Here is a 14025-nt window from a genome sequence, read left to right on the forward strand (position 1 = left end):
ATTACTCAGCTGCTTTCTTTTTCAAGTATTGATAGAGCTCGTCTTTAATCCGTAATTTTTCTTTTTTCAAGTTCTCAATTTCCGTATGAGTTGCGAGTTCTATGTTATCGATCTTATTTTTGATCTCTTGGTCTAATGCATTGTGTTTTTCAAACAAGCGATCGAAATAAGCATCTTTGTTTTTAAGCTTAGTGATTAAATCGCGAAATTCAGGAAACATAGGTTACTCCTCTTGGTTAACGTTCATTTTCATTATAGAACTTTTTTTTGCTGTTTCTAGTGTCTCATTCTCAGAATTTGACAGAGATCACAAAATTAAATTATGGCCAAGTGCGGTCATAAAATTTGATGTTTTTGAAAGAGTTAATAAAAGAAAAATCAGGCTTTTAACTGGTTTATTTGGCGAAAGCGCGCTAGAATAAAGGTATCTGTTTCATAATGAAAAATAGGGAATTCCAATGATCGATCCAAATTTACTCCGTAATAATCTGGCTGAAGTAGCAGAAAAATTAAAAGTAAAACGTAACTTTATTCTTGATACGGAAAAACTTACCGCATTAGAAGAACAACGCAAAGATTTACAAGTCAAAACTGAAACATTACAAGCCGAGCGTAACGCGCGTTCCAAAGCTATTGGTGCAGCAAAAGCACGTGGTGAAGACATTGCGCCATTATTGGCCGAAGTGGATAACATGGGTGAACAGCTTAACGAAGCGAAAACTCAACTTGATGCCGTGTTAGCAGAAATCAATCAAATTGCGTTAAGCATTCCAAACATCCCTGCGGATGAAGTGCCATTAGGTAAAGATGACACTGAAAATAAAGAAATTTTACGTTGGGGTACACCGCGTACATTTGATTTTGAGATCAAAGATCACGTCTCATTAGGTGAAGATGCCAATGGCTTAGATTTTGCCGCCGGAGCTAAATTAGCGGGTGCGCGCTTTGCGGTGATGAAAGGTCAAATTGCTAAAATGCACCGTGCATTAGCGCAATTTATGCTGGATCTTCATACCGAACAACATGGTTATTTAGAAGCTTATGTACCTTATTTAGTCAACCATGCGACTCTTTATGGTACAGGTCAATTACCAAAATTCGGTGAAGATTTATTTCATACTTTAGCGTTAGAAGGCGAACAACCTTATGCATTAATTCCAACAGCGGAAGTGCCGGTTACTAACCTTGTACGTGATGTGATTGTTGATGAAGCAGATTTGCCAATCAAAATGACTGCACATACACCATGTTTCCGTTCTGAAGCAGGATCTTATGGTCGTGATACCCGTGGTTTAATTCGTATGCACCAATTCGATAAAGTGGAAATGGTACAAATCGTCGATCCAGATAAATCTATGGAAGCGCTTGAAGAATTAACAGGCCATGCAGAAAAAGTATTACAACTTTTAAATCTACCATATCGTAAAGTCTTACTTTGTACCGGTGATATGGGCTTTGGTTCTTGCAAAACTTACGACTTAGAAGTGTGGGTGCCTGCACAAAATACTTATCGTGAGATTTCTTCTTGCTCAAATATGTGGGATTTCCAAGCCCGTCGTATGCAAGCACGTTGCAAAGCGAAAGGGGATAAGAAAACTCGCTTAGTGCACACATTAAACGGCTCTGGTTTAGCGGTAGGCCGTACATTAGTGGCCGTGCTTGAGAACTATCAAAACGCAGACGGCTCAATTACTGTGCCAGAAGTATTACGTCCTTACATGGGCGGATTAGAAGTGATCTGCAAATAATCAACAATATATTAATTCAATTTAGGGCTAATGTTTATTAGCCCTTTCTTTCATTTAGAGCAATGAGATTTTTATTCTAGTCTTTGAGATAAATCCACATCAATATTCATGCATTTATAGGTAATATAATAAGGTATAAATTTTTAGGAGAATAATAATGACTGATAAACGACCATTTCCATTACCAACAGGGTATTTTGCGATTCCATTAGGTTTAAGTGCCTTGTCTTTAGCCTGGTTGCATATGGGTGATACGCTCTCTTTTTCTCGAAATGTGAGTGATATTATTGGCATAACGGCTGTTTCAGTATGGGCACTTTTCATCTTGCTCTATATTTATAAAATGATTTATTTTTCTCACGAAGTGCGAGATGAATATTGCTGTCCGATACGTTTTTCTTTTCTCGCCCTAATACCGATTACAACGATGTTAAGCGGTGATGTTCTGTATCGTTGGTTTCCTACCCTAGGTGAGGGATTAATTTGGATCGGAACAATTGGACAATTGTTGTTTGCTTCAGTGCGCATTAGTGCATTATGGAAAGATGGCACATTTGAGGAAAAATCAACACTGCCACCGTTTTATTTGCCATCTGTCGCGACTAACTTTACAAGTGCCTCATCATTAGCTTTGTTAGGCTATCAAGATTTAGGCTATTTGTTCTTAGGTGCAGGGATGATTGCTTGGATTATTTATGAACCGGTGTTATTCCAACGTTTACGCGTGTTGCAGATTGAACCACAATTTCGACCAACAATGGGGATCATTCTCGCCCCAGCATTTGTGGGCTCGTCGGCTTACTTATCGCTTAATGGAGGAGAGATCGATCTTTTCGTTAAACTCTTATGGGGATACGGTTTTTTACAAATGTTCTTTTTAATTCGCCTGTTCCCTTGGATTAGTGAAAAAGGGCTTAATATTGGCTTCTGGGCTTTTTCATTCGGATTAGCTTCTTTAGCAAATGGGGCTGTTTCTTTTGTTCATCATAATGTATTGAGTGGCTTGGCAAACGGTGCATTTATCTTTGCTAACTTGATGATGAGCGGTTTAGTGCTGATGACATTAGGAAAAATTTTCAAAGGACAATTTTGGTTAAAATAGCTTAAATAAAAAGTGCGGTTAAAAATGACCGCACTTTTTTTATGAATTTTTTAAATAACAACCTATCATTTACAAAAACTAGACATGTCGTTTTGCTGTTGATGTAAATGCAATTTTATCTGGTCGATAGCTAATACTCCCATATTGAAATGGTCGACCATCCGCCAAATAAGTGGTGCTCGTCACATTCACAACCATGTCATACTCACCAAGATCGATCGCATTTTTTTCTTCTTCATTCGCATAGCGAAAGACAATTTTTCGTTGTGAGTGGCTAATTTTTAATTTTAATTCGTTTTCTAAATAGTGATAAATAGAGTGTTCAGCGATTTCTCGGCTAATAAACGGCACGATGCGGCGATCAAAATAAGAAACCTCATATTCAACGGCTTCGCCATCAATTTCACGCAGACGAGCAATGCGGTAGAAATCGATCTGATCATCGACATTAAAAATATGCATCAGTTCTTCTTCACCTTGCACAATATACAAGCTGGTTAATGTGGTTTTTACTTGGTGTGTTGATGCACTATTTAATTCGCTAACGGTTTTAATTTCAGAAAGCATTTGTGGTTTAGATAAATCATGTTCTAAAACAATCGAATTTCGGCCTTGTTGCTTTTGAATGTAGCCATCAATTTCAAGTAAAGAAAGCGCTTTTCGAATAGTATCCTTGGAAAAACCATAGCTTTGCATGAGTTCATTTTCACTCGGGAGTTCTTGCAATGGTGCGAAATTACCATTGTTTATTTGGGTCTTTATCTCGTTATAGACCTGCTTGTACTTGCTCATTTTTAATCCTTTTATCGACCGTTTGTTCCATAGGTGTCGTCATAGCATATCATAAAATCATAAATGTTATACGTATAAAATGTGACAAAAGTCACACATTTACGAAAATGTCATTAACTTTTACGTATAAGTTGTTGCATAAAAATACGTTTAGGTTAGAATGAGCCAAAATGATAACTTCCTAGAGGAAATATTATGCTTACTCGTTCAAGTGGTGTTCTTATGCACATTACCTCGCTACCAAATGCATTCGGTATTGGTAGTTTTGGGCAATCGGCTTATGATTTTGTCGATTTTTTAGTTGAAACTAAACAAACTTATTGGCAAATTCTTCCACTGACCACCACCAGTTATGGTGATTCACCTTATCAATCTTTCTCTGCAATTGCAGGTAATACTCACCTTATTGATTTTGATCTATTAACCCAAATGGGCTTGTTGAAAGAAGCGGATTATGCTTCAGTCAATTTTGGGGATGATCCAACTAGCGTGGATTATGAACGTATCTTTTACGCACGCCGTCCGATTTTAGAAACAGCCGTAAAAAATTTTTTAGCGAATCAATCACTCCAAGCTGATTTCAAGAGTTTTGAGAAAAACAACCGCTTGTGGCTAGACGATTTTGCTGAGTTTATGGCAATTAAAGAGCATTTCGGTAATCAAGCATTGCAAAAATGGGATGATAAAAAAGCGGTAGCGCGTGATCCAAAAACACTAGAAAAATATCGCACTCTGTTAGCAGATCAAATTCAGTACTTTAAAGTGACGCAATATTTCTTCTTCAAACAATGGGGCGAATTAAAAGATTACGCGAATCAAAGGGGCATTAAGATCATCGGTGATATGCCGATTTACGTGGCTGCAGATAGCGTGGAAGTTTGGACAAAACCAGAACTCTTCCAATTAGATAAAGAACGTAATCCGCTTTTTGTTGCGGGGGTTCCAGCCGATCAATTCAGTGCAACGGGGCAGCTTTGGGGCAACCCGCTTTACGATTGGGAAGAACATAAAAAACAAGGCTATACTTGGTGGATTCACCGTATTGAAGAAAGCTTCAAGATTTATGATGTACTCCGCATCGACCATTTCAAAGGTTTCTCCGATTATTGGCAAGTAGATGGAAAAGCTGATATTGCTAAATACGGTAGTTGGCAGCCTGGTCCGGGTTATGACTTATTCAAAGTGGTTAAAGAACAACTAGGCGATTTGCCGATTATTGCTGAAGACTTAGGTAATATTGATGAAAAAGCCAGAAAGCTACTTACAGATTGTAATTATCTAGGCATGAAGATTTTGCAATTTGGCTTTGAAGATGTCAGTGGAAAAAGCTTAGATAGCCCGCATTATTGCATACCACATTCTATTGCTTATACAGGCACGCATGATAATGATGTGACCAATGGTTGGTATAACGGTCTTACCATCCAACAGCAGCAATATATCAATGATTATACGCACCGTCATAATGATGAGTCGATTTGCCAAGCAATGATTCGTCAGCTCTTTGCAACGGTCAACAATACTGCGATTGCAACAATGCAAGATATTTTAGATTCGCCTGCGAGTTCAAGAATGAATCTTCCTTCAACGATTGGTGGAAACTGGCAATGGAGAATGCAGAAATCTGATTTAACGCAAGATAAAAAAGACTTTTTAGCTAAAATGACCACGTTATATCAACGTGCTAATCAGGAAATCCCTATGATTAAATTTAGTACATTTGTAAAAAACAAAACGAATAAATCGCTTGAACAATTAAGCGATAAAGAAACTTATATTCAATTATTAAATTACGTGAAAACACTCTCTGCAGATAAACCTAAAAACACAGGTAAACGTAAGGTTTACTATATCTCTGCTGAGTTTTTAATTGGTAAACTACTTTCTAATAACCTGATTAACCTTGGTGTGTATCAAGATATCAAAACAGAATTAGCAAGTGCGGGTAAATCATTAAGCCATATCGAAGATATTGAGCCAGAACCGTCTTTAGGAAATGGGGGGTTAGGTCGTTTGGCTTCTTGTTTTATTGATTCAATGTCTACCCTTGGCTTAAATGCGGAAGGGGTCGGTTTAAATTATCATTATGGCCTATTTAAACAAGTCTTTAAAAAGAATGAACAACATGCTGAACCTAATGACTGGATTGAAGATAGCTCTTGGTTAATTCCAACGGATATTAGCTATGAGGTGCCATTTAAGAAATTTACGTTAACCTCTAAATTAGATCGTATTGATATTTTAGGTTATAAGAAAGACACGAAAAACTATCTCAATTTGTTTGATATTAAATCAGTGAATCCTAAACTGATTAAAAAAGGTATCGAGTTTGATAAAACCGCGATTGAAGAAAATCTAACATTATTCCTTTATCCAGACGATTCAGATAAAAATGGGGAATTACTGCGTATTTATCAACAATACTTCATGGTATCAAATGCGGCACAATTATTAATTGATGAAGCAATTGCGCGTGGCAGTAATCTACATGATTTAGCCGATTATGCGTATGTACAGATCAATGATACACACCCTTCAATGGTGATTCCTGAATTAATTCGCTTATTAACCGAAAAACATCAAATTAAGTTTGCCGAAGCCGTTGAAATCGTACGTAAGATGGTGGGCTATACAAACCATACAATTTTGGCTGAAGCGCTAGAAAAATGGCCACTCGCTTATTTAGATGAAGTGGTGCCGCATTTAGTGGTGATCATTAAGAAATTAGATAAATTAGTGCGTGCAGAATATAAAGATCCTGCCGTACAAATTATCGATAAACAAAAACGTGTGCATATGGCGCACATGGATATTCATTTTTCAAATTCTGTGAATGGTGTGGCGGCATTACATACAGAGATTTTGAAAAATTCAGAACTTAAAGCGTTCTATGCGTTATATCCTGAAAAATTCAATAATAAGACAAACGGCATTACCTTCCGCCGTTGGTTAGAGTTTTCTAACCAACCATTAGCGGCTTACATTAAAGAATTGATTGGCGATGAGTATTTGCATGATGCAACGAAATTAGAAAAATTGTTAGCCTTTAAAGATGATAAAAAGGTTCATCAACAATTAGCAAAAATTAAGTTTGAAAACAAATTAGCATTAAAAGCGTACCTTAAAGAAAATAAAGGCATTGATTTAGATGAAAATTCAATCATTGATACGCAAATTAAGCGTTTCCATGAATATAAACGCCAACAAATGAATGCACTTTATGTGATTCATAAATACTTAGAAATTAAAGCAGGTAAATTACCAAAACGTAAAATTACGGTGATTTTTGGCGGAAAAGCTGCACCTGCTTATGTGATTGCACAGGATATTATTCACTTAATTCTTTGTTTATCTGAGTTAATCAATAATGATCCTAAAGTGAACAAGTATTTAAACGTACATTTGGTGGAAAACTATAATGTGAGTGTGGCGGAAAAACTGATTCCAGCAACCGATATTTCAGAACAAATTTCACTTGCCTCTAAAGAAGCTTCTGGTACAGGTAATATGAAATTTATGCTTAATGGCGCGTTAACCTTAGGCACAATGGATGGGGCTAATGTTGAAATTGCAGAATTAGCAGGAGCTGAAAATATCTATACATTCGGTAAAGATTCAGAAAGCATTATTAAACTTTATGAAACAGCGGGTTATGTTTCAAAAGAGTATTATGAAAACGACAAAGAGATTAAAAGAGCGGTTGATTTTATTCTGAATCCTGCTGTGGTGAAATTAGGCAATAAAACACGTTTAGAACGTCTTTATAACGAATTATTGAATAAAGACTGGTTTATGACGTTAATCGACTTTAATGCTTATGTCGACGCGAAAGAACAAATTTTAGCCGATTATGAAGATCAAGATAGTTGGAATGAGAAAGTAGTGCACAATATCGCAAAAGCGGGCTTCTTCTCATCAGATCGCACTATCGCTCAATATAATGCAGACATTTGGCATTGTGAGGACTAAGGGGAAGCAATGAAACTACTTACCCTGAATGTACACGCTTGGTTAGAAGCTAACCAAGCGGAAAAAATAGAGATTCTTGCTGAGACTATTGTGGAAAAGGGTTATGACATCATTGCCTTACAAGAGGTTAATCAATTGATGTCGTCTCCTGCTATTTCACCAACGTTAAAGCAAGATAACTATGGTGTCATTCTGTTAAATAAAATCAATCAACGCGTTGCACAGAAATACTCGCTTTTTTGGAGCAATTCGCATATTGGTTACGATAAATATGATGAGGGCATTGCGTTTTTAACGCGCTTGCCCGTTTATGATGTTGATGCGTTTTATTGTAGCCAACATCAACGTCTTGACTCGATTCTCTCGCGTAAAATCATTGGCTTGACGGTAGAATATCAAGGTCAATTAATTGAATGTTATTCTTGCCATATCAATTTGCCAAATTGTGATGGAGAAAATCAACTTGATAATGTTCGTTATATTGTAGAGCGAAGTCAAAGTGCGAATCTTAAAATCCTGATGGGTGATTTCAATACTGATGCAATAAGCGATCAGCAAGCTTACCAGCAGATTAAATCCTTAGGCTTATTCGATACATTTGAAATGGCAGAGCAGAAGGATAGCGGTATCACTGTGGAGAAAGCGATTGACGGTTGGAAAGGCCATAGTGAAGAAAAGCGATTAGATTATATTTTTTTAAACCAAGCAAAAAGGGTTTTATCCAGTCAGGTTATTTTTAATGGTAAAAATAAACCGATTGTTTCCGACCATTTTGGCGTAGAAGTAGCTCTCATCTTGTAGGAGAATCAATATGAAAAAAATGCTCAGTTTTGAATTTTGGCAAAAATTCGGTAAGTGCCTAATGGTTGTGATTGCCGTGATGCCAGCCGCGGGTTTAATGGTGAGTATTGGTAACTCACTGCCTTTGATTAGCGATGCGGAATGGCTAGCGCTTGTCGGAAACATTATCGCCCAAATTGGTTGGGGGATTATTGGTAACCTTCATTTATTATTTGCTTTAGCAATTGGTGGTAGCTGGGCAAATGAGCGTGCGGGTGGGGCATTTGCAGCAGGCCTGGCTTTCATTTTAATTAACTTAATTACCGGTAACTTTTTCGGTGTGAAACTTGAAATGCTAGCGGATCCAAATGCACATGTAAGTACAGTATTGGCCGGTGAAATTCCTGTGGCGAATTACTTTGTGAATGTGCTTGGACAACCTGCGTTAAATATGGGTGTATTCGTTGGTATTATCGCCGGTTTTGTGGGGGCAACAACTTTTAACCGTTATTACAATTTCCGTAAATTACCTGAAGTACTGACGTTCTTTAATGGTAAACGCTTCGTTCCTTTCGTTGTTATTTATCGTTCTGTATTAGTGGCGATCTTCCTATCATTATTCTGGCCTTTAGTTCAGACAGGAATTAATCATTTCGGTCAATGGATTGCTAACTCACAAAACTCAGCGCCAATTTTAGCACCATTTATTTACGGTACCTTAGAGCGTCTATTGCTTCCATTTGGTTTACACCACATGTTGACCATCCCAATGAACTACACTTCATTAGGCGGTACTTATGAGTTCTTAACCGGTGCACAACAAGGTAAACAAGTATTTGGTCAAGATCCACTTTGGCTTGCCTGGGTGACTGACTTAATCAACCTTAAAGATGCAGGTAATTTAACGCAATATAACGAACTTCTTTCAACTGTGACACCTGCTCGCTTTAAAGTAGGACAAATGATTGGTTCAACCGGTATCTTAATGGGCTTGACTCTCGCAATGTATATCAATGTGGATGAAGACAAGAAAAAACTCTATAAAGGTATTTTCCTTTCTTCTGCACTTGCGGTGTTCTTAACTGGTGTGACTGAACCAATCGAATACATGTTTATGTTTGTCGCTTTACCGCTTTATATTGTTTATGCGTTAGTACAAGGTTGTGCTTTCGCCATGGCAGATATTGTGGACTTACGTGTGCATTCATTCGGTAACATTGAGTTCTTAACACGTACACCAATGGCGATTAAAGCCGGCATTGGTATGGATGTGATCAACTTTATTTGGGTATCTATCCTTTTTGCAGTAGCCATGTTCTTTATCGCGAACTTTATGATTAAGAAATTTAACCTTGCGACAGCAGGTCGTAATGGTAACTATGATGCGAAAGGTTCAGATGAAGCTTCTAGCAATGAGACAAAAGTTGCGGATGCTAGCGCACAAGTTATCCAAATCATCAACTTACTTGGTGGACGTAATAATATTGCAGATGTTGATGCTTGTATGACACGTTTACGTATCACCGTACATAATCCTGAGTTAGTGGGTGATGAAGCAAGTTGGAAACAAGCAGGTGCAATGGGCTTTATTGTGAAAGGCTCTGGTATCCAAGCGATTTATGGACCAAAAGCAGATGTCTTAAAATCCGATATTCAAGATGTGCTTTCATCGGGCGTAGAAATTCCTAAAATGTAATTCTACCTAAATATCTATTTTATCCCCGCCTTCAAGGCGGGGATATTATCTCAATAACTCATTTCTATATTGCTCATCTTCAATCTACCCTAAAAATCTTTTTATTTGATACTATCAACGTAGAAAAAATTTCCACAATTTTAGCGCTATAAAAAAATACCGTCCGTTATGTAACGAGCGGTATTTCTAGTGTTAGAAGGGAAGTGGTTATTAAATGATTGATTGGCCGATAATACTACGAGTTTCTTCTCGAACTTCGGTGAGTTTCACTTTCACCAAATCACCGATTTTGTAACGGCGTTCTCCTTGAATATACATCGCTAATTCATCAGCATTCACTTGCATTTCATCTTTATTTGGATGCAACGTGGAAGCTGGTACGAACATGGATGCACCATTTTCTAATAATTGAACACGTAAACCGCCACGCATCACATCTTGCACTTCTGCATCAAATTCAGCATTTTCAGCGACTTTGTCAGCAAGATAGCGACAATATAACCAGTCTGCGATATCACGTTCAACCAAGCGATTTTGACGACGGGCTTCTTGTAAGCGTGCAAGCACTTCATCTTGTGGCTTTTCACAAGCTTGCTGTGTGAGCACAGCTTTGATTAAACGATGGTTTACCATATCGGAATATTTACGGATAGGCGATGTCCAGGTCGCATAACCTTCTAATCCAAGCCCAAAATGTGGAGCAAGTTCGGATTTAAACTCCGCAAAGGTTAAATAACGACGTAAACGGAATTCTAAATAGTCACCTTCAATCGGTTCAATATCATGACGCATTTGGCAATAACCTTTTAAGGTTGCCAAATTTTCTACCGAATAACGTTCAGCAAGTTCAGCTTGATTTTCTTCATTGGCTAAATTTGCCATTAAGAAATTATGTGCATTTTCTAAGAATTTTTTATCAAAACCAGTGTGTGTATTGAAAATACCGGTTTTAGCATGCTCCGCTAAGAATTGGGCGGCACAAATGTTGGCAATGATCATGGATTCTTCCACGATTTGATTTGCAATACGGCGATATTCCGCTTTAATTTCTTTCACTTTGCCATTTTCAGCGAGAATAAAAGAGTAGTCTGGTTTCTCTTTAAATAACAAGGAATGGGTTTTACGCCATTGAATACGTGCTTGAGTAAATTGATGTAACCAATCAATTTGCTGGGCAATTTCAGGTGTTTCCGGTTGCCATGCATCCGGTACTTGTTCTAAATAATCTGAAATCTTGTTATAGGCTAATTTTGCTTTAGATTGTACATAAGCGGACACAAAACGTGGTTTCGCCGTGATATTACCCGCAAGATCTGTTTCAATGTAACACACTAATGCAGGACGAGTTTCATTTGCCATTAATGAGCATAATCCATCAGACAATTCACGAGGCAACATAGAAATGTTGAAGCCAGGCAAATAATTGGTGAAACAACGCTGTTTAGCGTCTTTTTCAATTTGTGAATCTAATGCAATGTAAGCTGTTGGATCAGCAATGGCAACGACTAATCGCCAGCCGCTTTGTGTACCATTTTGCTCGATAGGTTCGATATAAAGGGCATCATCCATATCCTGAGTGCTTTCAGAGTCAATGGTGACAAAATGAAGTGCGGTCAGATCTTCACGTGTTTGTTGATCTAACATCTCATAACTTTCTGCACCTTGCACAGGATGACGAGATTGTTCATGACGTGCCAGCGTGACCCACCAAGGGGCTAATTCATCGTCAGCACGGCAGATAAATTGATTGATAGTAGCATAGAAAAAGCGATCATCACGTAATGGGTGCGTTTTCAAATTTGCGACGACCCAGTCGCCTTCTTGTAATTCTTCTTTGACGGATTTAGCTTGTTGCGCACCAATGGGTTGGTTGATACTTGGATGATCAACCAAAACTTGCAATTTCTTGTCTTTATTGAACCGCACTTTGGCAATAAAGCGCGTGAGCATTGGCTCAATTAATTCTTCAGGTTCAGCTTGCTCTTTATCGCCTTGCTTTTCAATGGTGGCTTTGATTTTGTCACCATGCATCACTTTTTTCATTGCAGGAGGGGCAATAAAGTAGCTTTTTTTATCGCACTCTAAAAAACCATAAGCTTTATCAGTACTTTTTACCACGCCTTCAACGTGTTCTTTGCTATCGTGGATTTGTTGCTTAAGTTGTGCGAGTAGTGGATTATCTTGGAACATAGTTATATTTAAAAAAAGAGAAAAGGCAGACTGAAAAGCCTGCCTAAAAATAGATTGTACGAAAAATTATTCTTCGCCTAATTCGCCCATTGCAGTGATGCGGAAACCTGCATCTACGTGAACGATTTCACCGGTAATACCAGATGCTAAATCTGAGCATAAGAATGCTGCTGAGTTACCCACATCTTCGATAGTAACAGTGCGGCGTAATGCTGCTGTTTTCTCGAATGTAGCAAGCATTTTCTTGAGGTTTTTAATACCTGATGCCGCTAAAGTACGGATTGGACCTGCAGAAATTGCATTCACACGAATACCTTCTTTACCTAAGTCAGCTGCCATTACGCGAGTTGCTGCTTCAAGAGATGCTTTCGCTAAACACATCACGTTGTAGTTAGGAATTGCGCGCTCTGCACCTAAGTAAGAAAGGGTTAATAATGCTGCATTTGGATTTAAGTAAGGACGTGCCGCTTGTGCCATAGCAACGAAGCTGAATGCACTGATGTCGTGAGCGATACGGTAGCCTTCACGAGTTGCTGCGTTTACGTAGTCACCATCTAATTGATCGCCTGGTGCGAATGCAATAGCGTGTACGAAACCATCAAATTTTTCCCAACGTTTGCTTAATTCTGCAAAGCAATTTTGGATGCTTTCATCGGTCGCTACGTCTAAAGGAAGGACGATGTCAGAACCAAATTCTTTTGCAAATTCTTCTACGCGCGGTTGTAATTTATCGTTTAAATAAGTGAAAGCAAGTTCAGCGCCTTGTTCTTTCATTGCTTTTGCAATCCCGTAAGCAATAGAACGGTTGCTTGCAAGACCTGTTACTAAAATACGTTTACCAGTTAAGAAACCCATATTTTTTCCTATGTTTGAGTTAAAAAAATCGACGAGATTATACTTGTTTTGTGTGCTTTCGGCAATCAATCACACTTTGTACCAGTTAGGCGGGATTATCAATATCTTTAAATTCTACATCTAAGCCATATTCAGCTGCTAACCATTCACCTAATGCTTTAATGCCGTAGCGTTCTGTTGCATGGTGACCAGCCGCAAAGAAATGAATACCTTGCTCACGAGCTGAGTGAATTGTTTGCTCCGAAACTTCGCCCGTAATAAAGGCATCACAACCTTGTGCTGCCGCTAAATCAATATAGCCTTGTCCGCCACCGGTACAAATGCCTACTTTACGGATTAAGTGCGGTCCGTTTTCCGTGCAAATTAACGGTTTACGATGAAGCACTTGTTCAATACGTTGCGCAAATTCTTCAGAAGTAACGGGATCTTTTAACGTTCCCCAAACAGGAATGCTGGTTGAGCTATTTTCTAAAGGTTGAAGATCGCCAATCCCTAATAACTGAGCAAGTTTTGCGTTGTTGCCTAATTCTGGATGAACATCCAAAGGCAAGTGGTAGCCGTATAAATTAATGTCATTCACAAGCAAGGTTTTGATACGTTTTCCTTTCATGCCGCGAATACAAGGATTTTCACTTTTCCAAAAATAGCCATGGTGGACAAGTACCGCATCAGCTTGTTGTGCAACGGCATAATCAATTAGTGCTTGGCTTGCGGTGACACCCGTGATGATCTTTTTGATCTCCGTTTTGCCTTCTACTTGCAAACCGTTAGGTGCATAATCGTTAATTCTGTCTGTGCTAAGTTTTTCGTTTAGTAAACGTTCAAGTTCTAGATTGTTCATGATTTCTAAAAAAAAAGAAAAAGGTGAGATATGGTAAGAGATTTCAAAAAAA

The 14025-nt window shown here is 38.2% G+C and carries 10 protein-coding genes; 5 read left to right on the forward strand and 5 right to left on the reverse strand.

Annotation, left to right across the window (positions count from 1 at the left end):
* Position 1: 1 nt before the first annotated feature.
* Positions 2–220, reverse strand: a complete 219-nt coding sequence (locus A9500_RS00500) for a YdcH family protein (protein ID WP_049357594.1) — start codon at positions 218–220, stop codon at positions 2–4.
* 238 nt (positions 221–458) lie between these two features.
* Between A9500_RS00500 and serS the strand changes: the two genes are divergently transcribed.
* Positions 459–1748, forward strand: coding sequence for a serine--tRNA ligase (gene serS, locus A9500_RS00505; protein ID WP_065243503.1), 1290 nt, complete (start codon positions 459–461; stop codon positions 1746–1748).
* 157 nt (positions 1749–1905) lie between these two features.
* Entirely contained in the window at positions 1906–2850 is a 945-nt protein-coding gene (gene tehA, locus A9500_RS00510; RefSeq protein WP_065243504.1) for a dicarboxylate transporter/tellurite-resistance protein TehA, read from the forward strand.
* A 78-nt stretch (positions 2851–2928) separates the two neighbouring features.
* On the opposite strand, the gene A9500_RS00515 is transcribed toward tehA, so the two are convergent.
* The gene (locus tag A9500_RS00515; RefSeq protein ID WP_065243505.1) at positions 2929–3642 is read right to left on the reverse strand and encodes a GntR family transcriptional regulator; all 714 of its coding nucleotides are present in this window, start codon (positions 3640–3642) and stop codon (positions 2929–2931) included.
* Positions 3643–3837: 195 nt separating this feature from the next.
* Here A9500_RS00515 and malQ point away from each other — a divergent pair, with 195 nt between their 5' ends.
* The 3 genes from malQ to A9500_RS00530 are packed head-to-tail and all read left to right on the forward strand — an operon-like array spanning position 3838 to position 10087.
* Positions 3838–7611 carry a 4-alpha-glucanotransferase gene (gene malQ, locus A9500_RS10420; RefSeq protein ID WP_083180186.1) on the forward strand — a complete coding sequence of 1258 codons (3774 nt, stop codon included), beginning with the start codon at positions 3838–3840 and terminating at the stop codon, positions 7609–7611.
* A 9-nt stretch (positions 7612–7620) separates the two neighbouring features.
* The gene (locus A9500_RS00525; RefSeq protein WP_065243506.1) at positions 7621–8412 is read left to right on the forward strand and encodes an endonuclease/exonuclease/phosphatase family protein; all 792 of its coding nucleotides are present in this window, start codon (positions 7621–7623) and stop codon (positions 8410–8412) included.
* A gap of 10 nt (positions 8413–8422) precedes the next feature.
* Entirely contained in the window at positions 8423–10087 is a 1665-nt protein-coding gene (locus A9500_RS00530) for a PTS transporter subunit IIBC (protein ID WP_049371258.1), read from the forward strand.
* Between the two features lie 210 nt (positions 10088–10297).
* Here the strand turns inward: A9500_RS00530 and rnb are convergent, their stop codons facing one another.
* From rnb to A9500_RS00545, 3 genes are all read right to left on the reverse strand, one after another.
* On the reverse strand, positions 10298–12277 hold the full coding sequence (gene rnb / locus A9500_RS00535) for an exoribonuclease II (RefSeq protein WP_065243507.1): 1980 nt from the start codon (positions 12275–12277) through the stop codon (positions 10298–10300).
* 66 nt (positions 12278–12343) lie between these two features.
* Positions 12344–13132, reverse strand: coding sequence for an SDR family oxidoreductase (locus A9500_RS00540; protein ID WP_049383399.1), 789 nt, complete (start codon positions 13130–13132; stop codon positions 12344–12346).
* Positions 13133–13217: 85 nt separating this feature from the next.
* Positions 13218–13973: a Nif3-like dinuclear metal center hexameric protein gene (locus A9500_RS00545; protein WP_065243508.1), complete on the reverse strand. Its 756-nt coding sequence runs from the start codon at positions 13971–13973 to the stop codon at positions 13218–13220.
* Between the last annotated feature and the right edge of the window lie 52 nt (positions 13974–14025).

This window comes from Haemophilus sp. CCUG 60358 (genome assembly GCF_001679485.1).
In the GTDB taxonomy this organism is placed as follows: domain Bacteria; phylum Pseudomonadota; class Gammaproteobacteria; order Enterobacterales; family Pasteurellaceae; genus Haemophilus_D.